The organism is Rhizobium sp. BK316 (genome assembly GCF_014193695.1).
In the GTDB taxonomy this organism is placed as follows: domain Bacteria; phylum Pseudomonadota; class Alphaproteobacteria; order Rhizobiales; family Rhizobiaceae; genus Rhizobium.
In genome coordinates this window covers 1,071,957-1,098,290 of record NZ_JACHZR010000001.1, presented here as the reverse complement: position 1 = coordinate 1,098,290, position 26,334 = coordinate 1,071,957, and the positions used below count along the sequence as shown (strand labels likewise).

Annotated in this window: 24 protein-coding genes; 16 read left to right on the top strand and 8 right to left on the bottom strand. The window is 59.6% G+C overall.

All coding sequences use genetic code 11. The annotated features are described in order from the left end of the window. Positions 1-78 precede the first annotated feature (78 nt). Positions 79-2,334 (top strand): ABC transporter permease, encoded by a 2,256-nt coding sequence (locus tag FHT87_RS04880; RefSeq protein ID WP_183799937.1) that lies wholly within the window; start codon positions 79-81, stop codon positions 2,332-2,334. Further along, positions 2,327-3,109: an ATP-binding cassette domain-containing protein gene (locus tag FHT87_RS04875; protein WP_183799935.1), complete on the top strand. Its 783-nt coding sequence runs from the start codon at positions 2,327-2,329 to the stop codon at positions 3,107-3,109. The genes FHT87_RS04880 and FHT87_RS04875 overlap by 8 nt, the downstream gene beginning before the upstream one ends. A 77-nt stretch (positions 3,110-3,186) precedes the next feature. On the opposite strand, the gene FHT87_RS04870 is transcribed toward FHT87_RS04875, so the two are convergent. The 4 genes from FHT87_RS04870 to FHT87_RS04855 all read right to left on the bottom strand — a co-directional run bounded on the left by FHT87_RS04870 (position 3,187) and on the right by FHT87_RS04855 (position 7,277). Then, positions 3,187-5,568, bottom strand: a complete 2,382-nt coding sequence (locus tag FHT87_RS04870; RefSeq protein WP_183799932.1) for an aldehyde dehydrogenase family protein — start codon at positions 5,566-5,568, stop codon at positions 3,187-3,189. A 9-nt stretch (positions 5,569-5,577) separates the two neighbouring features. Beyond that, positions 5,578-6,531, bottom strand: a complete 954-nt coding sequence (gene deoC, locus FHT87_RS04865; RefSeq protein WP_183725922.1) for a deoxyribose-phosphate aldolase — start codon at positions 6,529-6,531, stop codon at positions 5,578-5,580. Between the two features lie 27 nt (positions 6,532-6,558). Continuing rightward, positions 6,559-6,768 (bottom strand): hypothetical protein, encoded by a 210-nt coding sequence (locus FHT87_RS04860; protein ID WP_246699562.1) that lies wholly within the window; start codon positions 6,766-6,768, stop codon positions 6,559-6,561. Positions 6,769-6,902: 134 nt separating this feature from the next. Beyond that, positions 6,903-7,277: a hypothetical protein gene (locus tag FHT87_RS04855; RefSeq protein ID WP_183799930.1), complete on the bottom strand. Its 375-nt coding sequence runs from the start codon at positions 7,275-7,277 to the stop codon at positions 6,903-6,905. 76 nt (positions 7,278-7,353) lie between these two features. Between FHT87_RS04855 and FHT87_RS04850 the strand changes: the two genes are divergently transcribed. Then, positions 7,354-7,743 (top strand): cytochrome c family protein, encoded by a 390-nt coding sequence (locus FHT87_RS04850; protein ID WP_348647572.1) that lies wholly within the window; start codon positions 7,354-7,356, stop codon positions 7,741-7,743. 498 nt (positions 7,744-8,241) lie between these two features. On the opposite strand, the gene FHT87_RS04845 is transcribed toward FHT87_RS04850, so the two are convergent. After that, positions 8,242-9,498 (bottom strand): arsenic transporter, encoded by a 1,257-nt coding sequence (locus FHT87_RS04845; RefSeq protein WP_183799927.1) that lies wholly within the window; start codon positions 9,496-9,498, stop codon positions 8,242-8,244. 422 nt (positions 9,499-9,920) lie between these two features. Between FHT87_RS04845 and FHT87_RS04840 the strand changes: the two genes are divergently transcribed. Genes FHT87_RS04840 through FHT87_RS04815 form a run of 6 tightly spaced genes read left to right on the top strand, consistent with a single transcriptional unit; the run spans position 9,921 to position 15,029 of the window. Next, the gene (locus FHT87_RS04840; protein WP_183799924.1) at positions 9,921-10,739 is read left to right on the top strand and encodes a cytochrome c oxidase subunit II; all 819 of its coding nucleotides are present in this window, start codon (positions 9,921-9,923) and stop codon (positions 10,737-10,739) included. A gap of 49 nt (positions 10,740-10,788) precedes the next feature. Further along, complete coding sequence (locus tag FHT87_RS04835; RefSeq protein WP_183799921.1) at positions 10,789-12,558, top strand: cytochrome c oxidase subunit I; 1,770 nt, start codon at positions 10,789-10,791, stop codon at positions 12,556-12,558. Further along, on the top strand, positions 12,555-13,274 hold the full coding sequence (locus FHT87_RS04830; protein ID WP_183799918.1) for a cytochrome c oxidase subunit 3: 720 nt from the start codon (positions 12,555-12,557) through the stop codon (positions 13,272-13,274). Before FHT87_RS04835 ends, FHT87_RS04830 begins: the two co-directional genes overlap by 4 nt. Positions 13,275-13,285: 11 nt before the next feature. Further along, entirely contained in the window at positions 13,286-14,005 is a 720-nt protein-coding gene (locus FHT87_RS04825; RefSeq protein WP_183725910.1) for a heme-copper oxidase subunit III family protein, read from the top strand. Positions 14,006-14,012: 7 nt separating this feature from the next. Continuing rightward, positions 14,013-14,378: a cytochrome C oxidase subunit IV family protein gene (locus tag FHT87_RS04820; RefSeq protein ID WP_183725908.1), complete on the top strand. Its 366-nt coding sequence runs from the start codon at positions 14,013-14,015 to the stop codon at positions 14,376-14,378. A gap of 27 nt (positions 14,379-14,405) precedes the next feature. Further along, the gene (locus tag FHT87_RS04815; RefSeq protein ID WP_183799915.1) at positions 14,406-15,029 is read left to right on the top strand and encodes a dienelactone hydrolase family protein; all 624 of its coding nucleotides are present in this window, start codon (positions 14,406-14,408) and stop codon (positions 15,027-15,029) included. A 21-nt stretch (positions 15,030-15,050) separates the two neighbouring features. Here the strand turns inward: FHT87_RS04815 and FHT87_RS04810 are convergent, their stop codons facing one another. Both FHT87_RS04810 and FHT87_RS04805 read right to left on the bottom strand, forming a co-directional pair. After that, the gene (locus FHT87_RS04810) at positions 15,051-15,875 is read right to left on the bottom strand and encodes a DUF2189 domain-containing protein (RefSeq protein WP_183801023.1); all 825 of its coding nucleotides are present in this window, start codon (positions 15,873-15,875) and stop codon (positions 15,051-15,053) included. 251 nt (positions 15,876-16,126) lie between these two features. Next, positions 16,127-16,888, bottom strand: coding sequence for a FadR/GntR family transcriptional regulator (locus FHT87_RS04805; RefSeq protein WP_246698030.1), 762 nt, complete (start codon positions 16,886-16,888; stop codon positions 16,127-16,129). Positions 16,889-17,119: 231 nt separating this feature from the next. Between FHT87_RS04805 and FHT87_RS04800 the strand changes: the two genes are divergently transcribed. The 7 genes from FHT87_RS04800 to FHT87_RS04770 all read left to right on the top strand — a co-directional run bounded on the left by FHT87_RS04800 (position 17,120) and on the right by FHT87_RS04770 (position 25,411). Continuing rightward, positions 17,120-18,100 carry a substrate-binding domain-containing protein gene (locus FHT87_RS04800; protein WP_183725904.1) on the top strand — a complete coding sequence of 327 codons (981 nt, stop codon included), beginning with the start codon at positions 17,120-17,122 and terminating at the stop codon, positions 18,098-18,100. Between the two features lie 75 nt (positions 18,101-18,175). Continuing rightward, complete coding sequence (locus tag FHT87_RS04795) at positions 18,176-19,702, top strand: sugar ABC transporter ATP-binding protein (RefSeq protein ID WP_183799913.1); 1,527 nt, start codon at positions 18,176-18,178, stop codon at positions 19,700-19,702. Positions 19,703-19,714: 12 nt separating this feature from the next. Further along, complete coding sequence (locus FHT87_RS04790) at positions 19,715-20,722, top strand: ABC transporter permease (RefSeq protein WP_183725902.1); 1,008 nt, start codon at positions 19,715-19,717, stop codon at positions 20,720-20,722. A gap of 4 nt (positions 20,723-20,726) precedes the next feature. Continuing rightward, positions 20,727-21,623, top strand: coding sequence for an aldose 1-epimerase (locus tag FHT87_RS04785; RefSeq protein WP_183799909.1), 897 nt, complete (start codon positions 20,727-20,729; stop codon positions 21,621-21,623). A gap of 18 nt (positions 21,624-21,641) precedes the next feature. After that, positions 21,642-23,267: an FAD-dependent oxidoreductase gene (locus FHT87_RS04780; protein ID WP_183799907.1), complete on the top strand. Its 1,626-nt coding sequence runs from the start codon at positions 21,642-21,644 to the stop codon at positions 23,265-23,267. A gap of 13 nt (positions 23,268-23,280) precedes the next feature. Further along, a complete protein-coding gene (gene dgoD / locus FHT87_RS04775; RefSeq protein WP_183799904.1) occupies positions 23,281-24,429 on the top strand; it encodes a galactonate dehydratase in 1,149 nt (382 codons plus the stop codon). Positions 24,430-24,589: 160 nt separating this feature from the next. Next, positions 24,590-25,411, top strand: a complete 822-nt coding sequence (locus tag FHT87_RS04770; RefSeq protein WP_183799901.1) for a bifunctional allantoicase/(S)-ureidoglycine aminohydrolase — start codon at positions 24,590-24,592, stop codon at positions 25,409-25,411. A 142-nt stretch (positions 25,412-25,553) separates the two neighbouring features. Here the strand turns inward: FHT87_RS04770 and FHT87_RS04765 are convergent, their stop codons facing one another. Next, positions 25,554-26,210, bottom strand: coding sequence for a GntR family transcriptional regulator (locus FHT87_RS04765; RefSeq protein WP_183725892.1), 657 nt, complete (start codon positions 26,208-26,210; stop codon positions 25,554-25,556). Positions 26,211-26,334: the final 124 nt, after the last annotated feature.

Below are 26,334 nucleotides of genomic sequence, written 5' to 3'. Positions count from 1 at the left end.
ATCGTGGCGGGAGGGCGCGGACCCTCCCGCCACGCGGCAGCAAGGATCAGTAAAAACGCATTCGGTCGGTAAAAACTCATGGAGCCCGCCACGACGACATCGCTCGGCCGTGCGCCGCCCCAGCTCGTCGGCGGCTGGGAGGCGGGGCTCCTCATGTTTCTTGCGCTGCTCTATTTCGGCGGAGCCCTCGTCAATCCGGCCTTTTTCGGATCGACGGAGGCCCTTCACGCGCTTCTGCGCGATACGTCCCGTGTGGGGATCATCGCGGTCGGAATGACTTTCGTCATCGTCAACAGAGATCTCGATCTGTCGGTCGGTTCGACCTACGGTCTGGTCGCCGTCGTCTTCGCCAGGCTTTTTGCCCCGAGTTTTCTCGATTTCGGCGTGATCCAGTCGGTGATCCTCTGCGTGCTCTTGGGCACGGTGATCGGCCTGATCAACGGCGTGCTTGTCACCGTCCTGAAAGTGCCGGCCTTCATCGCGACGCTGACGATCCTCTTCATCGGCCGCGGCTTCGTGCTGGCGCTGACGCATGGTCAGGCAATCTATTATTCCGACAAGGCGAAAGACCATCCGCTGTTCTTCCACCTGGGAGAGACGAATATCCTCGGCTTCAACAACCAGATCGCGATCTTCTTCCTCATCGCCATGGTTGGGGCCTATGTGCTTGCCAAGACCCGCTGGGGCTACGAGACTTTCGCGACCGGCGGCAACGAGCAGGCGGCGGTCTATGCCGGCATTCGTACGCGCTGGGTACGCATCCGTGCCTATCTGCTCTCCTCGCTTTGCGCGACCCTTGCGGCTCTCCTGTCGGCCGCACAGGACAAGGGTGTCACCCCTCTCTATGGTGTCAGCTGGGAACTCACCGTCATCGCAGCCGTCGTCATCGGCGGAGCATCGATCCTTGGCGGGCGCGGGCGCGTCATCGGGTCTTGCCTGGGTGCCGCGGTCGTCGTCTTGATCGACAAGGTGCTGCGCGAGGGATGGCCGATTACGCGCATCGTCGTGATCGACGGCGAAAACGTCTCGGTCGGCGCCAAATTCACCCTGCCTGCAGGCGCCGTGCTGGTTTTCCTGGGTCTGCTTCTTGTCATCGCGGTGCTGATCGAGCCCATCCTTATCAGGCGGCAGGTTGCGGCCCGGCTATGGGCATGGCTCACTGGCCGGCCGCGGCCGCCGGCCTACGAGACGGGCGGCGTGGCGATCGAGGGCGTCCAGACCAAGGGGGCAATGGCGGCCGACATGGCGCTGTCTGCCACCGGGCTCGGCAAGTTCCTCGCCCGCCGCGATGCTCTCGCCATCATCCTGACCGTCGTGTTGTGGCTGACGGGCCTCGCGCTCAGGCCGGACTATTGGTGGAACCTGCCCAACACCTTTGCCATCCTGCTCAACTACACGGAACTGGCCCTCATCACGGTCGGGCTCACCTATGTCATCGCAGCCGGCGATATTGATCTCTCGGTCGGTGCAGTGCTTGCCCTTGCCGGCAGCACAGCGGCCTATTTCCTGAAAGTGCTCGGCGCCGACCCGCTTACAGCCGTGACGATGGGCCTGCTCGCGGGTGTGGCTGCCGGTGCCGTCAACGCCATGGTCGTCGTCGGCTTCAAACTGCCAGCCTTCATCGCCACGCTCGGCATGTTCTACATTGCCCGGGGGCTCGCCGCCTGGTTCGTCGCGGGACAGCAGCTGACCGGTTGGCCCGAGGGCTATAACCTGCTCGGGCGCAAGGTGAACGACGTTCTCCTTCATTTCGGCCTTGCTCTGCCGCCGGGCATCATCCGCGCGGTGGCCGAGGTCGTCAGCATCCAGACGATCTGGATGTTCTTCGTTGCCGTGATCGCCGGCATCATGCTCGCCTATACGCCGTTCGGGCTGAAGGTCTGTGCGGCCGGCGGTAATGTGCGGGCGGCCGCCTATGCCGGCATCAATACCAACCGTGTGCGCTTCATCGCGCTCATGCTGTCGGCGCTCTGCGCAACCATGGCCGGGATCATCAACGTCGCCTATTTTCGCAGCTTCAACCCAGTCGCCGGCCAGTTTCGCGAGCTCGATGCGATCGCGTCGGTGATCATCGGCGGCGGATCGATCTTCGGCGGTTACGGCACGATGATCGGCTCGCTCGCGGGTGCCGCCGTCATCACGCTGGTGCGGGCATTGCTTCAACTCAACGTCCAGGGCTTCAGCATGCCGCAGCACTGGATCAACGTCTTCATCGGAGTCATCCTGATCGTCGCAGTGCTGATCGACATATGGGTGCGCCAGGCCAATATTTTCGGGCGCCTGCTAACCCGGCTGAGAAGAGAGGCGCCAACAGGGGACAGCAGTCATGGCTGAGGCGACACCATTCGCGCCGATCGTGGAAATGCGGGGCATCGAAAAAGCCTTCGGGGCCGTGCAGGCGCTTCGCAAGGTGGATCTCACGCTTTATCCCGGCGAGATTCTCGGCCTTGTCGGCGACAATTCCGCCGGCAAATCGACGCTCATGAAGATCCTGACCGGTGCTTATCAGCGCGATGCGGGCGATATCATCGTTGCCGGGCAGCCGGTGCGCTTCAAGAGCCCGCACGAGAGCCGCGACGTTGGTATCGAGATGATCTACCAGGATTTCGCGCTCTGCGGCAACATGGATGTCGGCCAGAATATCTTTCTTGGCCGCTGGCCGCTCAAGGGTCCTTTCGTCAACAGGCGGAAGATGTATGCGGATGCCGACAGCGTGCTGAAACGGCTCAAGGTCGACGTGAATTCCGTCTATCAGAAGGTCGAAAGCCTGTCGGGCGGCCGCCAGCAGTCCGTCGCGATCGCCCGCGCAATCTCGTTCGAGCCGCGCGTCGTGATCCTCGACGAGCCGACCGCCAACCTTTCCGTGATGGCGACGGAACGGCTGCTCGAAACCATGCTGGAACTGAAGAGGCAGGGCGTCGCCCAGATCATCATCTCACACCGCCTGGTCGATATCTTTGCCGTGGGCGATCGCGTCATGGTCCTCAAGCGCGGCGAATATGTCGGGGATCGCTACATCAGGAATACCGACGAGCATGAAGTGCTGGAGATTATCGTTTCCGGCACGCGGGAGAACGCGCTGACGGCCGATGAGGCAAGAAAGATCTGATTGATTGCCTCACCATTGGCAATGACACCGTCGAAATCGACCAGTTGAGGGGGCGGGCCGCCCCCCTTCCCATTGGCTCATTCTCCGTAAGGTAACCAGATCGTCTTGACCTGGCAGGCGCGGCGCAGAAACTCCGCCCCCTGGCCCTGCTTTGGATCGCGCCAGTCGCGAAGCCGGCCGCGATCGACCCAAGTGTACTTCAGGTTGCCTGCTGAGGCCGTCTCGACCATGGCGGAACCTTCTTCGCTGCCGCAATACCAAAGAGCAGCGACATCGTCGTGTTCGGCAAGGGTCTTGGCAAGCACATCACGTTCGCCGGTCAGGAGATTGATGACGCCGTCCGGAATGTCAGAAGTCTCGAATACCTGGTAGAGGCGCGCCACCACCAGCGGATGGCTTTGGGCCGCAATGGCGACGACCCGGTTGCCGAGCGTGATCGCCGGCAGAATGAGGGACAGAAGCGACAGAAGGGGCGCCTCGTCGGACGCGACAATACCCATCGTTCCATACGGCTCGTTGACGGTCATTGTCACATGGCGGGACTTGGTTGCCGTCACGGCGCCGTCGAACTTGTCGGCCTGAGCCGCATACCAGAAGGCCCGGCAGATCGTCTGCTCCACTTCGTCCTCGGGCTTGGCACTTGCCCCGGTCGCTTGTAGCGCGGCGACGAATTCGGCGCGTCGTTGCGTGAGGTTTTCGGCCAGGAAGTAAAGAACCTGGGCACGGTTGTGCGCTGTCACACCGCTCCAGGAGGTCGCTTTGTTCGCCGCCTCGACTGCGTTCCGGACGTCCTTGCGGTTGGCGAGCCCAGCCTGGCCGATCGCCTGACCGGCCTTGCCGACAACCGTGTAACTCTGGCCGCCATCCGGGCGCACCTGCTTGCCGCCGATGTAGAGCTTCGCGGTGACGTCGATCTCGGGGCGCTCAACCTTGCCGCCAAGCGGTGCGACATGCGGGCGAAGCGCCGGCGTCGGACGCATCTTGCCCTCCTTTCCGCCTGCGGGCTTCAGATATTCGTACATGCCCGAGCGGCCGCCCTCGCGGCCGAAGCCGCTTTCCCGATAGCCTCCGAAGGGGGCTGCCGCGTCGAACATATTGGTGGCGTTGATCCAGATTACGCCGGCCTTGACCCGTGCGGCCACTTCGATCGCGCGGTTGATATTTTCAGACCAGACGGATGCGGCAAGGCCGTACCGGGTGTCATTGGCCAGTGCGACCGCCTCGTCCAGTGTCCTGAAGGTGGAACTCGTTGCGACCGGCCCGAAGATTTCCACCTGCGAGACGGTGTGGGCGGGCGCCGTTCCGGTGAAGAAGCCTGGAGCGCAGAAAAAACCCGTCGACGGCAGGTTTACCGGCGCCAAATTGAGGGTCGCGCCCTCTTCCTCGCCCTTTGCAATAAGGCCCTTAACGCGGGCGAACTGCTTTGCCGAGACGATCGCGCCGACATCCATTGTCTTGTCCAGCGGATCGCCGACGCGCAGCGTCTGCATGCGGTTCTTCAGCTTGCCGAAGAAGGTCGGCGCGACACCTTCCTGCACGAGAATGCGGGATCCTGCGCAGCAAACTTCGCCCTGGTTGAACCAGATCGCGTCGACGACACCTTCTACGGCAGCATCGAGGTCGGCGTCTTCAAGAACGACGAAGGGCGACTTCCCGCCAAGTTCGAGGCTGAGCTTTTTGCCCGAGCCGGCAATCTGCCGGCGGATGATACGGCCGACATTGGTCGAGCCGGTGAACGCCACTTTGTCGACGTCAGGATGGCCGGCGATCGCAGCGCCCGTCTCGCCGTCACCGTGGACGATGTTGACCACGCCGGGCGGGAGTCCGATTTCGTCCAGCAGTTCGCCGAAAGCATAAGCGGTCAGCGGCGTGAGGTCGGCGGGCTTGATGACGACCGTATTGCCGGCTGCCAGCGCCGGAGCGATCTTCCATGCAAGCATCAGCAGCGGGAAGTTCCACGGGATGATCTGTCCGCAGACCCCGACGGCCACGTAGTTCGGGAATGCGTCGTCGGCGATTTCGGCCCAGCCGGCATGGTGGTAGAAGTGGCGCGCGACGAGCGGGATGTCGATGTCGCGCGTTTCGCGGATCGTTTTGCCGTTGTCCATCGTCTCCAGTACGGAGAAGAAGCGCTCACGCTTCTGGATGTGGCGGGCGATCGCATAGAGATATTTGGCGCGCTCGTGTCCCGGGAGACCGGACCAGGCAGGAAAGGCAGCGCGGGCAGCGCGCACGGCCGCGTCAACGTCCGCCGCGCCGCCCTTGGCGACGCGTGCGATGACTTCTTCGGTCGCCGGGTTGACGACCTCGATCAGTTCGCCTTCGGCGGCAGTGAAGCTGCCTTTGATGTAATGGCCGAGGCCAGCCGCACGGGCCTCGAGCCAGGCCTTGACTTCGGAATTGCTTTCGGGAGCTGGGCCGTATTCCATAGTTTGCATAATGTCCTTGATGGAAGGCATGGTCAGTCCTCAGGCTAGCGCGTGGCGATTGGCGGCCGAGTAGCGGCCGGTCAGATGGTGTTCGAGCTGGCGTTCGATATCGCCCAGCATGGAGGAGGCGCCGATGCGGAAAAGGTCCGGCATCATGAAGCGCGTGCCGAGTTCCTCCTTCATCAGGATCAGCCAGTTCATCGCGTCCTTGGCGGTTCTAAGCCCGCCAGCCGGCTTGAAGCCGATCATCTGGCCGGTCCGATCGTGATAGTCGCGCAGCGCGCGGATCATCGTCAGCGATACCGGCAGCGTGGCGTTGACGTCTTCCTTGCCGGTTGAGGTCTTGATGAAGTCGGAGCCCGCCTGCATGGCGACCATCGAGGCACGGTAGACATTGGTCAGCGTTTTGAGGTCGCCCGTCGCGAGGATCGATTTCATATGCGCTGGGCCGCAAGCTTCACGCATTGCCTTGATCTCGTCGTAGAGCGCGGCCCATTCGCCTTTCAGCACATGTTCTCGGGTGATGACGATGTCGATCTCGCTTGCGCCCTGTTCGACGGCATAGCGGATTTCGGCGAGGCGGAGCGGCAGCGGCATCAATCCTGCGGGGAAGCCGGTGGCCACCGAAGCGACCGGGATGCCGGAACCGTCAAGAGCTTTGACGGCATGAGGCACCATGGTTGGATAGACGCAGACCGCACCGACAGTCAGCTTGTCGATGCCGAGACCCTCCAAGAGATCGGCGCGGAGCGGCGCCTTGGCCTTGGCGCAAAGGCGCTTGACGCGGCCTTCGGTGTCGTCGCCGGCGAGCGTCGTCAGGTCGATGCAGGTGATTGCGCGCAACAGCCAGGCGGCTTGCCATTCCTTCTTGACGGTGCGACGGGCCGGCAGCGTCGCGGCCCGGCGTTCGGTTGCACTGAGGTTGACGACATATCTGTCGAACCAATCCGGTGTCAGGGGCGTGCCTTCGGGACGGGGAAAATGCTCTGTCATTGTGATGTCCAATTTTTTCCGGCAGGTTTACGCCTGGCCTCGGCGAATGTCGATGAAGCGATTGAGCAGGATGGCGGCGACGATGATCAGGCCGGTTACGGTCATCTGGTAGAACGAGCCGAGCCCGAGCAGGTTGAAGATGTTGCGCAGGACCTGGAGCAGCATGACCGCGAAGAAGGTGCCGAGCACGCCGCCGCGACCGCCGACTTCGGATTTGAAAGATTGCCCTCCCAGCAATCAGCATTTGTAAAATTTAATCACTTATGCCGATTCAAGGCAGCACTTCTACCATCCGATTGTCAATCAGCACTGCCAAATCGCGTCAGCGAAAATTATAATACATTGATTATAAAAGATTTTATCCGCTTTGATCAGACTAAAATGCGCCGATAAGCCATCGCCTCCTTCAACACATCAAAACGTGCGATGCAGCAAAATTCGGGAAAACCAACATATGTTGAATTGGCGTCGAAATTCTTGACGTTTAGTTTTGCGTCCTCGAACACTCTCCTATTGAGATCATAGAGGTCTGGACTGGCAAATCCTTGTCGAAATCGCAGGCAGTTGGCGCGAACGGAGTTCATTGAAAGGGATCGCTCGCCGCCTTCCCGGGTACGCCGGGCGCATCGGGGAGCGGGGCGCGCACCCGCCAGGTGCGAACGCACGTCGGTCCGTTCTTTGATCACGCGGACGTCAGGATTGCGGAGCCGATTGACTTGCACCCGCGAAGGACTAAGTTCAAACATTACTAACATACTCCGCACGGCAATGGCAGCGGAGGGTGCGAGTGGCTGGGCGACCTTGAGGAGGATGAGGTTTGCCGTGGACTATCGTGTTGTACTGCTGATCGCCACTTCCGTGATTGCCCTTTCCCCTGGTAACGCTGGGGCGCAGGAGGGCGATGCCACGGCGGGTGCCGTTGTTTTCAAGAAATGCGCGACCTGTCATATCGTCGATTCCGATACGAACAAGGTCGGTCCGTCGCTGAACGGGGTGCTCGGCAGAAAGGCCGGAACGCATCCCGATTTCGCTTATTCGGCTTCGATGAAGGCAGCCGGCGACGGCGGGCTCGTGTGGGACGAGGCGACGTTGCGCGACTATCTGCGCAATCCGAGAGTGAAGGTGAAAGGCACGAAGATGGCCTTCGTCGGTCTGAAGGACGATAAGGAAATCACGGACCTCATCGCCTATCTCAAACAGTATTCCAAATGACGGCAATACTTCACGAGGCTGGCTGAAGCCTTTCCCGTGCGTGGATATACGCAAAATTAACGTTAAGCGACCATCAACCGGCATGTGCAAATATTTGCACATGCGAGAAATGGAGTTCAGCTGAATCGTCGATCGCTCGAAATTTCAACTCGAAGCCACGGCTTCGAAAGGAGCGAAATGATTGGAATGATCGGCGGCAATACCAAGGCTCAACTGGCAGCACTGGCAAGCCTGAAGGCAAATGTCATGGTTGCCGACAGCAAGCAATGGCGCCTCCGTCCTTGCACACCTCATCCATCAACGCGGCTCCCAAGCTGAAGGTCGCGGCAGGCGCTGGTGCCCGTCCGGCAGACAGCTAGGAGGAGTTCTGATTGAGTATCGGGAGCTTCGTCCGGTCCTGCCTGCAACTGACGAATCTTCTCAGGGGTCGAGCCGATAAGGCCCGACCCCTGATGTCGTAAAGACAGATGGCTTGGCAGACCTGGTGCGGGCGGCCCGTTAGAGCAGGATAAGGGACGCCAGCGACAGAATGAGCGCCGGGAACATCACGACAGTCCCAAGCTTCAAAAATCTCCAGCTGCTGATATGGAGGCCTTCGCGGCGGAGTGCCGACAACCATAGGATCGTTGCGAGCGATCCCGTGACCGACAGATTGGGTCCGAGATCGACGCCGATCAGGACAGCGCCCGCCACCTTATCTGAGACATGCGCCGCCTGGACTGCGCTGCCGGCGACCAATCCGGCCGGCAGATTGTTGACGAGATTGCAGACGATGGCGACGAACACTCCGGCCACGCCGACTGCCTGTGCTTGCGAAGCCGAGGCGAGGGAGGCCAATTGGCCGGAGAGAAGCCCTGTGACGCCCGTGCGATCGAGAGCTTCTACGATCACGAACAGACCCGCCACCAGCGGCAAGACGCTCCAGCTTATGCCTTTTATCGTCTCGACGGGGCTCTGCCGCGTCAGCATCAGGACAAGTGCCGTGGTGATGGTTCCTGCGAGAAAGGTTGGCACACCAAGATCGGCATGCATGGCGGACGCCGTCACGAGGATGATCGCCGTCACCAGGATTCCCCAACCTGCAAGGCTGGCGCTGCGGGTAAGGGCCGGTCGCTCCGCACTGGCGGCAAGCCTGTCTTTCGAAAGAGTGCGCCGCTGCGTCCAGTAAAGACAGACGAAAGTGACGACGATGGAAACAATCGACGGCAGGAGGAATGTCGACAGCCAGCGTGACAAAGGCGGCATCTCGCCGCCGGCGAAGATCACGAGATTGGCCGGATTGGAGATCGGCAACAGAAAGCTCGCCGCATTGGCGATGAAGGCGCATACCAGCAGATAGGGCATTGGGTCCCGGACCCGAGCCGCTCGGCAAGCCGCATAGACAGCAGGTGTGAGCACGACCGCCGTCGCATCATTCGAGAGAAAAACAGTCACGATGAGACCGACGAGATAAACGAGCGCGAACAGACGCCTGGGAGAACCCTTGGCATGCGAAGTCGCAATGGCGGCTATCCAATCGAACAGGCCTTCCCGTCGGGCAAGCTCGGACAAAAGCATCATGCCGATCAGGAAGAGATACACATCGATGCCCTTGGCGATCCCAGCCCAGGCATCGACCGGCCCGATGAGCTGGAAGGCAAGCAGGACAAGAGCCCCAAGAGCAGCCCAGATCGCCTCCGGCCACCGGAATGGCCTGGTAACGACGCCTGCCGCGGTGAGCCCGGCAATACTCCATATGATGGCATTCTCAGTCATTCGGATCAGCTGGTTGGCAACGAGGCAAATGATGGCCGCGGTGCGTGTTGCAGATTGGGCTTTCGGCGGACCGGATACATGTTCTGACGATCATCGGCAACAATCGGCCGACGACAACGATGCGAAACCTCGGAGATGAGCAACGGAACGCCCGGCGAGCGCTGACTTGTCAGTGGACGGCGCGCGTGACGTGGATCCCTGGCGTAAAGACGTTCAAACAAGAGGTCGCGCGTCGCGTGACGGCGCCCGTTCCAGCGCTTCTTCCAGGCGCAGTCCAGTTTTCAGGTTATGACGAAAGGCACTTCTGACGTTCCGGAAGTGCTCCGAGTCGTCGTAATTGCCATATTTTCCATCTGTGCGATAATAAACACGATATTTGCAGAATGCGGTTTTACGGTCGGTCGGCCCAGGGAGGGGCGGAAATGGCTGTTGTGCTGGTTCTCGTCCTTGTTGTCGTCGGCTCCGTGCTGTTTCATGTGCTGAGCCCGTGGTGGTGGACGCCGATCGCGTCCAACTGGAGCTATATCGACAGCACGCTCATCATCACCTTCTGGATCACCGGCGTCGTCTTCGTGGCTGTGATTTCCTTCATGGCCTATTGCGTGTTCCGCTTCCGGCACAAGCCGGGCAACCGGGCGCATTACGAGCCCGAGAACCGCAGGCTGGAGGTGCTGCTCGCCTCGGGAACGGCGGTCGGTGTCGCCGCCATGCTGGCGCCCGGCCTCATCGTGTGGAAACAGTTCATCACGGTGCCTGCCGATGCTGCATCGGTGGAGGTCGTCAGCCAGCAATGGCTGTGGAGCTTCCGCCTGCCGGGTGCTGACGGAAAGCTTGGCCGCGCGGAGACGCGTGATGTTACCGCCGAGAACCCGCTCGGCCTCGACAAGAACGACGCAAGCGGCCTCGACGACATCATTATTGAGGGCGGCGAACTGCACCTGCCGATCGGCAAGCCGGTGCACATATTGCTGCGCTCCATCGATGTGCTCCACGATTTCTACGTACCGGAATTCCGCGCCAAGATGGACATGATCCCCGGCATGGTCACCTATTTCTGGCTCACGCCGACAAGGACGGGAACCTTCGAGATTCTCTGCGCCGAACTTTGCGGCGTCGGCCATCCGCAGATGCGCGGAACCGTCATCGTCGACAACGACGCGGACTACCAGACCTGGCTCGGGCAGCAGCAGACATTCACCCAGTTGACGGCGTCATCGGGAGAGCCGCCGCCGGCAAACTGAACCGGCGGGAAAGACGGCCGCAGACTGGGAAGAAAAGGGACGAGAGATCATGGTCGAGATTCCATCCGGCAGCATCCCCTCCGCCGAAGTCGAGGATGTCGAGCTTTATCATCCGAGAAGCTGGTGGACGAAATATGTGTTCAGCCAGGATGCCAAGATCATCGCCGTGCAATATTCGGTGACAGCCATCTCGATCGGCCTGGTGGCGCTGGTGCTCTCCTGGCTGATGCGGATTCAGCTCGCCTTTCCCGGTTATTTCGCCTTCATCGACGCCGACCACTATTACCAGTTCATCACCATGCACGGCATGATCATGGTGATCTATCTCCTGACTGCGCTGTTCCTCGGCGGCTTCGGCAATTACCTCATTCCGCTGATGGTCGGCGCGCGCGACATGGTCTTCCCTTATGCGAATATGCTGAGCTACTGGATCTATCTCGTCGCGGTGCTGATCCTGGTCGCGGGCTTCTTTGCCCCCGGCGGCCCGACCGGGGCCGGCTGGACGCTTTATCCGCCGCAAGCCGTTTTGTCAGGCACACCCGGCGGCAAGGACTGGGGCATCTTATTGATGCTCACCTCCCTGATCGTCTTCATCGTCGGCTTCACCATGGGCGGCCTGAACTATGTGGTGACCGTGCTGCAGGGGCGCACGCGCGGCATGACGCTGATGCGCATGCCGCTCACGGTCTGGGGGATCTTCACCGCGACCGTGATGGCGCTGCTTGCCTTTCCCGCGCTTTTCGTCGCCTGCGTCATGATGATGTTCGACCGCCTGCTCGGCACCAGCTTCTTCATGCCCGCCATCATCGAGATGGGCGAGCAGCTGCAACATGGTGGCGGCAGCCCGATCCTGTTCCAGCACCTGTTCTGGTTCTTCGGCCATCCCGAGGTCTATATCGTGGCACTGCCTGCCTTCGGTATCGTTTCGGACCTGATCAGCACGCATGCGCGCAAGAACATCTTCGGCTATCGCATGATGGTCTGGGCGATCGTGATCATCGGCGCACTCAGCTTCGTCGTCTGGGCGCACCACATGTATGTCAGCGGCATGAACCCGGCTTTCGGCTTCTTCTTCGCCACCACGACGCTGATCATCGCCGTCCCGACGGCGATCAAGGTCTACAACTGGGTGCTGACGCTCTGGCGCGGCGACATCCACCTGACGCTGCCGATGCTCTTTGCGCTCGCTTTCATCGTCACCTTCGTCAATGGCGGCCTGACGGGCCTGTTCCTCGGCAATGTCGTCGTCGATGTGCCGCTATCGGATACGATGTTCGTCGTCGCGCATTTCCACATGGTCATGGGCGTCGCGCCGATCCTCGTCATCTTCGGGGCGATCTATCACTGGTATCCGAAGGTGACGGGACGCATGCTGAACGACGTGCTCGGCCATATCCACTTCTGGATCACCTTCCTCGGCACCTATGCGATCTTCTTTCCGATGCATTATCTCGGCCTGCTTGGTGTGCCGCGCCGCTATTTCGAGATGGGAGAGACGGCCTTCATTCCGCCTTCGGCCCATACGCTGAACATCTTCATCACCGTCATGGCGCTGATCGTCGGGGCGGCTCAGATGGTCTTTCTGTTCAATTTGGTCTGGAGCCTTTTCCGGGGCAGGGAGGCAGGCGGCAATCCATGGCGGGCAACGACGCTCGAATGGCAGACGCCGGAGACGCCGCCGGCACACGGCAACTGGGGCAAGGACCTGCCTGTCGTCTACCGCTGGGCCTATGACTACAGCGTGCCGGGCGCCGCCGAGGATTTCATCCCGCAGAATGTACCGGCAAGCGGCGGCGTCACACGGGAGGTTCCGGCATGAATGTCATGCTGATCTTCCTGGCCGCAATCGGCGCCATCATCATCTGGTGGCTGGCCGGGCAGCGGCTGACCTCGAAGCCCTGGCTCGAAACCGGCTCGGTGCAGCTGCCGGCTCATGACGACGCCGAGTGGCAGCGGTTACCGGTGCCGGCAGTGAAGATCGGTCTTTTCGTGTTTCTCGGCGTCGTCGGAGCGATCTTCAGCCTCGCCGTCAGCGCCTATTTCATGCGCATGGCCTCTGCCGACTGGTGGGGGATGCCGGTTCCGCGCCTCCTCTGGGTGAACACCGCGGCACTCGCCTTGAGCAGCGCCGCGCTGCAATGGGCTAAACGGGAAGCGCGGCACGGTCGCATGGAAAGCCTGAGGCCGGCGCTTGTGACAGGGCTTGCGCTTGCCGTCTTCTTTCTCGTCGGGCAGATCCAGGCATGGCGGGAGCTTACGGCAGAAGGCTATGTGCTTGCCGACAATCCCGCCAACAGCTTCTTCTACATGCTGACCGGCCTGCACGGCCTGCATATTCTCGGCGGGCTTGCTGTGCTCGCGCACACGACGGTAAGGGCATTTTCAGCCGACGTTCAACTGGAGAGATTGCAGCTCAGCGTCGATCTCTCGGCCATCTATTCGCATTTCATGCTCGCCGTCTGGCTCCTGCTCTTTGCACTCTTTGCCGGTTGGGCGAATGATTTCGTCGATCTCTGCCGCACATTACTGAACTAGGAGATTTGCAGATGGCACATCCTGTCCAGACACATGGCGAGCCCGGCCTCAGGCTGGCAGGTCTTCGCGGTGTCGCGGCCGATTTCAGCTCGGATCAGCGCGCCTTCAAGACCGCCTCCTGGGGCAAGGCGATGATGTGGATATTTCTGCTCAGCGACACTTTCGTCTTCGGCTGTTTCCTGATCGCCTATATGACCGCCCGCATGTCGACGCCGGTCCCCTGGCCCAATCCGAGCGAAGTCTTCGCGCTCCATATCGGCGGCCAGGATGTGCCGCTGATCCTGATCGCGATCATGACCTTCGTGCTGATCTCGAGCAGCGGCACCATGGCGATGGCGGTCAATTTCGGCTATCGCCGCGAACGCCGCACCACAGCAATACTGATGCTGCTGACAGCACTTCTCGGGGCGACCTTCGTCGGCATGCAGGCCTTCGAATGGACGAAGCTGATCACCGAAGGCGTGCGCCCCTGGGAAAACCCATGGGGGGCGGCACAGTTCGGATCGACCTTCTTCATGATAACGGGCTTTCACGGCACCCATGTCACTATCGGTGTCATCTTCCTGCTGATCATCGCCCGCAAGGTCTGGCGGGGCGATTTCGACGTGGAACGGCGCGGTTTCTTCACCAGCCGGAAAGGCCGCTACGAGGCCGTCGAGATCATGGGCCTCTACTGGCACTTCGTCGACCTGGTCTGGGTCTTCATCTTCGCGTTCTTTTATTTGTGGTGAGGTCGTTATGAGCGAGACAACGGCGCATGCGCAAACCCAACTGGCACATGTTCAAGCACATACCGGACAGCAGCATCCGATCCGGCTCTATCTCCTGGTCTGGGGTCTGCTCTTCGTGCTCAGCGCCTTTTCCTATATGGTCGATTATCTCGGCATCCAGGGCTATCTCAGGTGGACGCTGATCCTGCTGTTCATGATGCTGAAGGCCGGCCTGATCGTCGCCGTCTTCATGCACATGGCCTGGGAACGGCTGGCGCTGGTCTATGCCATCCTGCTGCCGCCGCTATTGGTGTTGGTTTTCGTGGCACTCATGGTATCGGAAGCGGACTATACGATCTTCACCCGGCTCGCCTTCTTTGGTGCGGCGCCGTAGATAGCGATCATCGGGAGAAAGTTTTGTATGGCCGAGGTCTTGTTGTTCCATCACGCACAGGGGCTGACCTCGGGTGTGCGCGCGTTCGCCGACGCCATCAGGGCAAACGGCCATATCGTGCACACGCCTGATCTCTTCGAGGGACGCACGTTTCCAAGCATCGAAGAAGGGCTCGCCTATATTGGTGAGGTCGGATTCGACGCCATGAGGGAGCGCGGCGTCCGCGTCGCCGATGAACTGCCTCCCGGACTTGTCTATGCCGGGTTCTCATTTGGCGTGCTGCCGGCACAGAAGCTGGCGCAGACGCGGCCCGGAACGCGCGGAGCTCTGCTCTTCTATTCCTGCCTGCCGATCAGTGGCGAGTGGGCCTTCGGACCCTGGCCGGACGGCGTGCCGGTCCAGATTCACGGTATGGACAACGATCCGGTCTTTGTCGGCGAGGGGGACATCGACGCCGCCCGCGAGATCGTAGAGAAGGTCGAGGACGCGGAGCTTTTCCTGTACCCCGGCGATCAACACTACTTCGCCGACAGCTCGCTGTCGTCCTATGATGCGGATGCGACCGCTCTACTGACCACTCGCGTGCTTATTTTTTTGGATCGCACAACGACCAGCCTTGCAGGCAAGAAGCATTCCACGGACAATTCGTAGACCGCTCGCTTCTCGGATGCTTTAGCGCCCGCCTGTGGCCCCGTAGGCTGCTGCGGGTTCCACGACCTTGCGATAGAGATGCCAGGTGGTGTGTCCGAGCACGGGGATGACGATGGCGAGACCGGCGAAGAACAAGGCAAAACCGGCGGCGAGAAGCACCGCGACGATCAGGCCCCAGAGCACCATTTCGATAGGGTTGGTGGCCACGGCCTTGATCGACGTATATATCGCCGCCGCCACGCCCGTATCGCGATCGAGAAGAAGGGGAAAGGCGATGACCGTGGTGCACAGCACGACAAGAGCGAAGACGAAACCGACGGCATTGCCGTAAAGGATCAGCCGCCAGCCTCGCTCGGTGGTGAAGATCTCGTTGAAGAAGCTCCACAGCGATTCCGGCCGCTCGGGCCTGAACAGGCCGACATAGAGCTCCTGCGCCGTGAAAAGCCACCCCACGAAGATCGCGACCAGCATGACGCCGATGACGAGAATGGCCGGCATCGCAGGAGAATGCCTGACCGAGAGCGCATGCTGCCAGGAGGTATCGAGACCGAGTTCCCGCCGGCGGCTGATTTCATAGAGACCGAGTGCGGCGAACGGACCGAGGAGGGCAAAGCCCGACATCAGGGGAAAAAGCAGCGGCAGCATGTTGGCGCCCGATGTCCACCGCGCGATGACGAGACCCGCCACGGGGTAGACCAGGCAAAGAAAGACGTAGTGCGACGGCTTGTCCCAAAAATCAGCCAGCCCCTGACGCAGAGCCGCAACGACATCGGCCGCGCCGATGCGACGCACGTTCGGGTAGGCCGCGTTCGCGTTACCTCCCGCGATCACATGAAAATGCGCCATAAAACGTGTCATGACAGTTCCCCCCGATCTTGCTGTGGACAGCAACGATCAGAATGGACACCCGCGAACAACGGGGCCATGGGACCGAAAGCTGCACGCGTGAAGAGTATACGCCCGCTGGTAAAACCTGACCAGCGGTCTCAGCAGGCTGCTGGTGGAGGAACCAGTGCCGGCGAAGTCGTTTAATCTCAAACGGATGCGCACTGTAGGCGAGCGCAAATTTCGGGGGACGCCAGAAGCTGAAAATAATCTTATCCGGGCTTGCTGGATCTCAAGGCGTCAGTGATCTCTGCTCGTGCAACGCCGATGAGCGCCTCCATCGCTTTGCGCGCAGCGTCCGGATCTCTCATCCGGATAGCATCAAGGACGATATGATGCTTATCGAGAGCTTGTTCGTGAGACTGGCTGGCACGATTTGTGAGACGGAAACTGGCGAGCAAAGCAGCCCGAATAGCAGTCGCGAACTGCCGGTAGACCCAGTTGCCGCTGGCATTGATAATCGCGGTGTGAAAATCCAAATCTGCCCGGCTCCATTCTTCGTTGTCGCGGGCATTGGCATCGACCATGTCTTCGTAGGCCTGTGCGATGCGTGCCAGCTGCTTGGCCGTGGCGTTCGTGGCCGCCTGCGCCGCGGCTGCAGGCTCCAGCAGATGTCGTGCGTCGATCAATGATGTGTAGAAGGCTTCATCGCCGCCCATGGACAACATCACGTCCAGGACAAGCGGATCCAGATAGTTCCAATTCTCGCGTGGGAGGACAGTCGTCCCCGCTCGCGTGCGGGAGCGGGTCATTCCCAGAGCCACAAGATACTGCATTGCCTCACGTAGGCTTGTACGACTGACCCCGAACTTTTCAGTCAGGTCCGCTTCGTTAGGAAGCGTCGAACCTTCCGGCAGTTTTCCCGAGACGATCTGCTCGACGAGTTGCGTGAGCAACGCTTCGCGGACCGAGCGTTTTCCACGACCGGCAATCTCCTCTCCACTCTCAGTCAACTTTCTATCGGTTCGCATCATTTTCCCCTGAACTCCTCGTTTTACGCCACTCTTTCACGGTGACTGCCGGTTCATTTCCGCTCGTTCCTAATCATACTCAACTAGCACGAAACTAGCTGAAAAAACCACACTTATAAAAAAATAAATCGTATTTATATTGACATTAATCGTACCCATAATATTGTTTGCTCGTCTGCATGAGCCCGGCACGCCCGAGTTCAATGATTTTCTGCAATCAATAGGGAGGGAGCGATGAAGCTCATCAAGCAAGCTGCCGTCTTGGCGCTAAGCACGTTCAGCGCCGCGTTTGTCACGCCGGTCTATGCCCAGGACAAAGATCTCAAAGTTGGTGCCATCTACATGGATGCGCAAGGCTTCTACGCTGGTGTCCGCAAAGGCATCCAAACCGGCGCGAACGACGCCGGTCGGAAGCTCGATATCGTTGAGACCAATGCGCAAGGGGATGTGAGCAAAGAATCCTCTTTCATCGATTCGCTGATTTCGTCCGGCGTACAGGCGATCATCGTTTCGCCGGTTTCCGCTGACGGCTCCTACCGAGCAATTCGCCGCGCTCATGAAGCTGGTATCCCGGTCGTCTGCTACAACACGTGCTTGAACGACGCCGACATGAAGGAATACATCTCGGCCTATGCCGTCGGCGACCCCTATGATTTCGGGCATAAACTCGGTGATGCGGCTGCCGATTACTTCATCGCCGAGAAGAAGGACGCGCCGAAAATCGCTGTTCTCAACTGCGAATTCGTCGAAGTCTGCGTTACCCGCCGCAAGGGCTTCGAGGAAGCGCTGAAGGCCAAGATTCCGGGCGCTCAGATCGTTGCGAACCAGGAAGGCGCTATCCTCGACAAGGCGGTTTCCGTCGCGAGCACGATGCTTTCGTCCAACCCCGATATCGATGCGTTCTTCGGTGAAGCCGGCGGCGCTACGCTTGGTGCTGCTCGTGCCGTCAAGAGTCAGGGCAAGACTGGCAAGGTTGTCGTCTTTGGTGGCGATATGACCACGGAGATCGCTCAGGAACTTGCAGACTTCACCGTCATCAAGGCAGTCGTAGACATTTCGGGCCAGGGCCTCGGTAAACTGGCGCTCGCACAGGCGATCAAGTCGATCGATGGCCAGCCGCCGGAGGGGATCAAGGTTCCCTACGACATCGATCTCTACAAGTCGTCCGACGACGGCAAGGCTTGGCTCAAGGCGCATGCCGACGGTATTCCGTGAGGCATGTCGTCTGACGAGACAAGCAATCGAGGCCGCCAGGAAACTGGCGGCGTCTACTCATCGGTGGATAATGTCATGACACAGATATCGCGCTCGGTTGAGGCTGCTCGCCGCTCAATCGCGTCAATCAAGGGATGCACTCGCCAATACCCGGGCGTATTGGCCCTGGACAACGCAACTTTTGAAGTCGCGGCAGGCGAGGTTAGAGCCCTTCTGGGCAAAAATGGCGCTGGCAAATCGACCCTCATCCGGCTCCTGACTGGAGCCGAAGTGCCAGATGCCGGAACCGTCGCGGTTGATGGCGAGGAACTCCGTTATTCAGGCTCAAATCGGGCTCAAGATGCTTTCGATAAGGGAGTGCGTGTCGTCTACCAGGAGTTTAGCCTGGTGCCGGGAATGTCGCTTGCCGAAAACCTCTTCCTCGGGCGCTGGCCGCGAAAAGGAGGTGTCATCCAGTACGCCAATATGGAGGCCGAGGCTTCCGAGGCGATGGGCCGGCTTGGTTTGGACCGGCCGCCCAATTCCCTGGTGGCGAGCCTAAGCCCGGCTGAACGCCAGCTGCTGGAAATCGCCCGCGTACTGCTCGGCAAACCCAAGCTTGTTATCCTGGACGAGCCAACGAGCTCGCTCGCTGCAGCTGAGGCCGAGAAGGTGATGGCGGCCGTCAAGCGGATCGCTTCCGACGGCATTGCGGTCATCTATGTCAGTCATCGGATGAACGAAATTCGCCAGATCGCGCACTCAGCGACGATTATGCGTGATGGCCGCATTATCGAAACGGTGGACGTAAAGGGTGCCGACACGCGTGAGATTGTCCGGCTTATGCTTGGGTCTGAAGCGTCTCAGACGGCCGCACTCGAAAACAGAAGCCAGGGACAGACCGTTCTCGAAGTAAAGGACCTTGCTCTGTCCCCTAAACTGGCCTCCATCTCCTTTTCGCTCAAGGCAGGGGAAGTTCTGGGCATTGCGGGTCTGCTTGGTTCCGGCCGTACCGAGCTTCTGCAAGCGATTATGGGTGTCCAAATGCAGGACCACGGCAACGTGCTTGTCGACGGGGTTTCGGTGGCGCCCGGTCACTATAAGAAAATGATATCCCGTGGTTTCGGATACACGCCGGAAAGCCGCAAGGAAGAGGGGATCGTCCCGCTCCTTGGGGTCGATGAGAACACGTTGTCGACGAATTTTTCGGGTGTCAGCAGGAATGGCATTCTCTCCTCCAGATTGATCGCAGAAGCCACGCGCAAAGTCATCGAGAGACTGCATATCAAGACGGCGCGGACAGATACTCCTATCGGCACGCTATCAGGCGGCAATCAGCAGAAGGTCGTCATTGGTCGTTGGGTTTACGCCAACAGTCGCGTCCTTCTTCTCGATGAGCCCACTCGTGGCGTTGACGTCGAGGCCAAGGCCCAAATCTACACAATCATCCGTCAGCTCGCCGCCGAAGGGCGCAGCATCATCTTCGTCTCGAGCGAGATTGAGGAGCTGCCTCTCGTCTGCGATCGGGTTCTCGTGCTTCGTGACGGGACGCTGCAGGAAGAGTTCAAATCACCGAACATCGATCAGGACGCCTTGATGGCAGCCTGCATCGCAGGACATTGAGGGAGACACGCGATGTCACTCGACCAGGCTGCAAAGCCCACTTCCGCCCGGACCTCGAACAAATCCGGCTTCAACTTCTCTCAACACATGAACGAACTCAGCCTGTTCGTTGCAATTGTCGTACTCTACATCGTCTTCACATCGACGGCGAATGGCTTTCTGTCCTTCAACAATCAGATCAACATCCTCCGCGATGCGGCGACAATCGGTATTGCTGCATGGGCAGCAACGCTGATCATCATTGCCGGTGAGATTGATGTCAGCGTTGGACCAATGGTGGCTTTCATCTCCGTGGTCCTGGCGTTTTTTCTTCAGTGGGGCGTTCCCACTCCGATTGCGTTTGCGCTTGCGATTGTCGTTGGCGCACTGCTTGGATCTATCGCAGGAGCATTGCGGGCGTATTTCGATGTTCCGTCTTTTGTCGGGACGTTGGGCCTTTGGAGCGCATTGCGCGGGACGGCTCTCTTTGTGACGGACGCGCTTCCGGTTTCGATTGGTCGAAACGACACCTTGGACGCGTTGGATCGCTCGGTCCTCGGCATCCCGCCTGCGGCGATCATTATGCTGGTGTTGTTCGCAGTCTTTGCATTCATCAGCCGAAAGACTGCGTTTGGACGGTCGGTCTTCGCGATTGGCGGCAATGCGCATGCTGCGTTCCTGAGCGGTATCAGCGTATCGAAGATCCGCGTTACGCTTTTCGCGATTGCCGGTGCTATGGCAGCGATCTCGGGCATTCTGCTGGTGTCGCGCCTTGGGTCAGGCAATGCGACCGCAGCCACCGGCCTCGAATTCGACGTCATCGCGGCAGTCGTTGTCGGCGGTACCTCGCTGTCGGGAGGGCGGGGATCAATGCTCGGTACGCTCTTGGGCGTGTTGGTCATTACCCTCATTGGAAACGGCCTCGTCTTGCTGGGGATCAATCCCTTCTTCCAGCAGGTCGTTCGTGGTCTGATCATTGTTATCGCGGTGCTTGCCAATATTCAGGCGATCAAGCGCAGCGTGTCGCGCAACAAGGGTTGAGCCCATGTCGGTAATCAACCTCGCAGCTGGTCCGCTTTCGCTTCGCGTCTCGACGAAGGGCGGGCTTTTGCTCGGCTTTTGGCGGGACGTTGGTATCGGGAAAGTACCGCTGTTACGCCCCAGCCAGTCGGACGACGCAAATGCATTGGGATCGTCCTGCTATCCGCTCCTGCCATTCGGCAATCGGGTGAAGGACAACCGGTTTTCCTTCGATGGCAACGACTACCAGTTCAGGCCGAATACCGAGTGGGACAAGCATTATCTGCATGGTGAAGGATGGCAAGCGGAGTGGTCGCTGGGAAGACAAACGCCCACCTCGGTCGAGATGAGCTTTACCCATCGGGGCGGTGCAACCCCTTACGAATATCGGGCGCATCAGCACTTTGCTCTAAGTGGGGAGAGCCTGACGATGACGCTGACGGTCGAAAACCGTGGCGAACGAGCTATGCCGTTCGGGCTGGGCTGGCATCCCTATTTCCCGATGACGCCCAACACCACGTTGCTCGCGCCTGCCCGAAAATTCTGGACGGAAGTGGAAGGTTGGCTGCCGGGTGAGCAAACCGAAATTCCGCCAGATCTTGATTTCAGTTCACCAGCGAAGCTACCGCATCGATGGGTCAACAACGGTTTCGAGGATTGGAGCGGCGAGGCATTTATAGCGTGGCCGGAGTGGCACACATCGCTGCATCTGACCGCTGACGCAATCTTCAAGCACGCCTTTGTATTCGTGTCGGACACGACCTTCGATCCAGGCTTTAAGCGCGACTACTTTTGCTTCGAGCCTATGACCCATCTGGCCAATGGACATAACCTGCCTGATCTCGGCGAGCTGAAGGTGTTGCAACCCGGCGAAATCCTCTCCGGAAGCATGCGCCTGCGCCCCTCAAGCCACTGGAATTGACGGTTTTGGAGTTTATGAATGTCTGCGATCGACCGTTATGACTACATCATAGTTGGCGGCGGAAGCTCTGCCTGTGTGGTTGCGGCCAAACTGGTGCGAGAGGGCAGGGCCAAGGTTCTGCTTCTGGAGCGTGGCCCCGCCAAGGCCAACCCCATCATGCATTTTCCGGCGGGCTACATGAAGTTCCTCGCCAAGGACACCTATCTGTCCATGCACCAGACGAAGCCGCAGCCGCAACTGAACGGGCGCGGTCCGATCGTCCCACAGGGGAAAGTGCTGGGTGGCGGCAGCACGGTCAACGCGATGGTCTATATGCGGGGCCAGGCTGCCGACTTCGATCTTTGGAACGAACTCGCCACGTCCGAAGGCTCCAACGATGGAGCGTGGTCGTACGCAGACCTGCTGCCATATTTCAAAGAGCAGGAAGATAACGACCATTTTGCCGGCGAATTTCATGGGGTAGGCGGGCCGCTCAAGATCTCTCATCTCGGCCATACCAGCCCGATGACGCGCACCTACGTGAAGACGCTGCAGGGCATGGAAATCCCTTATAATCCTGACTTCAATGGTGCCCGCCAGTTCGGGGTCGGCTTCATGCAGCACACGATCGATTGGAGGACTCGCAAGCGCTCCAGCGCCGTCGACGCCTTCCTCGCCCCGGTTATGAACAACCCGCTGCTGACGATCGAAACTGAAGCAACAGTGACGTCGCTGGAGATGAACGGCGACCAGGTGACCGGCGTCCGATACGTGCAGAACGGCACATCGAAGCAGGCGGACGCCGGCAAGGAGGTCATACTTGCAGCTGGCGCTTACCAGACGCCGAAGCTCCTCATGCTGTCGGGCATTGGTCCGGAGGATGAACTGACAAGGCACGGCCTGAAGACAGTCGTCGCCTTGCCTGGTGTCGGGAAGAATCTGCAGGACCACTATGAATGCCCGGTCGTCGCAACCACAAAGGGCTCGTTTGGTTATTATGGGCAAGACCGCGGTTGGCCGATGATCAAGGCCGGATTGCAGTATCTGATGTTCAAGTCGGGGCCGGTCTCTACCACCGGGGTCGAGACATGCGCGTTCTATGATCCAGACGGCAATGATGACCGACCGACTATCCAAATGTTCTGTGTTCCTACGGTTTATCTCGACCGTGACGTCATGGGTACCGAACCCAGGGACGGCGTGACGATCAACTCACTTCTGTTGCGACCGAAGGCAAGAGGCTCGGTGACACTGGCATCGAAGGACCCTTTCGACAATCCCATTGTCGACACGCAGATTTTTGGCCATCCGGACGACCTGCGTCTCACCATGGCAGGTTTCCGGTTCGCGAGAACGGTGTTGGACGCGTCGCCTATGAGGGACCTGATCGAAAAGGAGATCTTTCCGGGACCGGACGTAACCAGCGACGATGCCGTCGCGGCTCACTGCAAACGGACAGTGAAGACGGGATACCACCCTGTTGGGACCTGCAAGATGGGACGGGATTCAGATCACGAAGCCGTCTTGGATCTAAGCCTGCGGGTAAGGGGAACGCGAGGCCTTCGAGTGGTTGATGCATCGATGATGCCGGCGATCGTCAGCGGCAACACCAACGCCGCTGTCATGGCAGCAGCGGGAAAAGCTGCAGACCTTATCCTCGCATGAACAGGCATATTTCATGAAGATCACCAAACTGACCACCTATATCGTCCCGCCGCGCTGGCTGTTTCTGAAGATCGAAACCGATGAAGGCATCGTCGGCTGGGGTGAGCCTGTTGTCGAAGGCCGCGCGCTGACCGTCGAAGCCGCCGTCCATGAACTTGCTGATTACCTTGTTGGCAAGGATCCTTTCCTCATAGAAGATCACTGGACCGTCATGTATCGCGGCGGCTTCTACCGCGGCGGCGCCATCCACATGTCGGCAATCTCGGGCATCGACCAGGCGCTCTGGGACATCAAGGGCAAAGCGCTTGGTCAGCCGATCCATTCGCTGCTCGGCGGGCAGGTACGCGACAAGATAAAGGTTTATTCCTGGATCGGCGGCGACCGCCCTTCCGACGTCGCCCGCAATGCCAAGGACGTGGTTTCCCGCGGCTTCAAAGCGATCAAGATGAACGGTGCTGAAGAACTTCAGATCGTAGATACCAACGACAAGATAGATGCGATCATTGCGAACATTGCAGCAGTCCGCGAGGCTGTCGGCCCCCACGTAGGCATTGGCGCCGACTTCCACGGCCGGGTTCATCGACCAATGGCCAAAGTTCTCGCCAAGGAGCTCGAACCCTACAAGCTGCTTTTCATCGAAGAACCGGTGCTGTCCGAACACCGCGAAGCATTGAAGGAAATTGCCAACCATTGCTCGACGCCGATTGCTCTCGGCGAGCGCCTGTATTCACGCTGGGACTTCAAGCGGGTTCTCTCGGATGGTTATGTAGACATCTTGCAGCCGGATCTCTCGCATGCTGGAGGCATCACCGAATGCCGCAAGATCGCGACGATGGCCGAGGCTTACGACGTTGCGCTTGCACCACATTGCCCGCTCGGCCCGATTGCCCTTGCCGCCTGCCTGCAGATTGATGCCGTCAGCTACAATGCCTTCATTCAGGAGCAAAGTCTGGGCATTCACTACAACAGCGGAAACGACATCCTCGACTACATCTCAAACACGGAGATCTTCCATTACGATGATGGCTTCGTATCGATACCGCAAGGCCCGGGTCTCGGCATTGAGGTGAACGAGGAATATGTCAGGGACCGCGCCAGGGAGAGCCACCGTTGGCGTAATCCGGTGTGGCGGCATGAGGATGGAAGTCTCGCCGAATGGTAGAGGCGATAGCATGTCGGCGTGACAGTCACCCAATGGTGAATCTCTCCGGCGTTGACGGACCTGACGGGCTGGCTGTCGATGCCGCCGGTGCAGATCGATCTTGAGACGCCGCAGCATTCAGAATAGCGTTCGAAACATTCAAACTGCTGAGAGAATCTTCATGGAAAACCGTTCCTACTACGCCCCTCCCGGTGGGCTTCCGCCGCAAACCGATCTCCTGTCCGGCAAAGCGGTCTTCACCACTGCCTATGCGGTGATCCCCCGAGGCGTAATGACGGATATCGTCACGAGCTACCTTCCTCACTGGACGAATACGCGGGCTTGGATCCTTGCGCGGCCTTTGACGGGTTTTTCGGAGACCTTTTCGCAATACATCATGGAGGTCGCACCTGGCGGCGGAAGCACGAAGCCTGAACCGGAGCCCCGCGCTGAAACGGCAATCTTCGTTGTGGCGGGGACTTTGGCGATCGGGTACGAAGGGCGCGTTTACACTCTTCGTCCAGGATCCTTTGCCTTCCTCCCTGCCGGCAGCGCATGGACTCTCCAGAACGACGGCGCTGATGTGGCGACGTTTCACTGGATAAGAAAGGCCTTCCAGGAGGTCGAGGGATTGGATCGGCCGCCTGCGATCTTCACGCATGAGGAAGAGCATCAGCCGAGCGCGATGCCCGACACGGATGGCCGGTGGGCAACGACGCGCTTCATCGATCCCGCGGACATACGTTACGACATGCACGTCACCATCGTCACGTTCGAACCGGGTGCTGTAATCCCCTTCATGGAGACCCATGTGATGGAACATGGTCTCTATGTTCTCGAAGGACGGGCCGTCTACCGCCTCAACGAGGATTGGGTGGAAGTTCAGGCCGGCGATTTCATGTGGTTGCGCGCATTCTGCCCGCAGGCCTGCTACGCAGGTGGACCGGGCCGCTTCCGCTATCTGCTCTACAAGGACGTCAATCGGCACGCGTCTCTCTGGTAGGCTCAGACCATTCCGATACGTGACGCGTTGCAGGCGAAGGAGACGTCACGCTTCCATTCACGAATATCGCGCATCAGCTCGGCAGGAGTGGTTTACCTGCCAAGCGCGCAACCCAGTGGAAGCAGTGCTTTCGCACCGGCAATCAGCGGGGCAATGGCTTGGTTTGAGCGGCAGCCGACCTGCCGTCATTCGTCGCTCGCTCGAGCCCGCGGATATGGGCGTCGAGCAGGGATACCGCACTGTGGAAGTCACGCTTCTTCAGGGTGTCGACGATCTGTCGGTGCGCATGGCTCGACCCGGGTCGCCATCCGGCCGAACGCGTGGCCGAGAATATGATGCGTGAGTTTGCAAGCTGAAGATCGTCGAGCATGCTGAGCAGTCTCGGCATCCGACAGGGAATGAGCAATTCCTTATGAAAGTTGCGGTTGGCCTGTTCCCATTCCTCGATGGTTTTTGCCTGGTCTCCGGCCGCGAGCGCCAGTTCTATTCTTTCGAATGCGGCGGCATTGATCTTGGGAGCCGCCAGCCTCAGCGCCAATGTCTCGAGCGCGGCGCGAATTTCGACGGTTTCCTGAATTGAAGCCTGATCCAGCGGCGCAACACGCATGCCGCGACGCGGTTCGCTGACAACCAGCCCCTGGGCGCGCAGAAGCTGAAAGGCTTCCCGAGCGGGCACATGGCTGGCGTCGAATTCCTCAGCGATATGATCCTGCCGAAGCGGCGTTCCCGCAGCCAGTTCTCCGGCGACAATTCTCTCCCCGATCACACGAGCGATGCGTTCTGCGACTGTTTCTGCCATGATATTCCATAGATAATCTATGATAAAATAGATTGATTGCGCCAAATTCGGGCGATAGCCTGTTAGATGAGCAGCATAATCATAGATTATCTATAATTCAAGCGAGTTCCAACGTGCTGCTGTC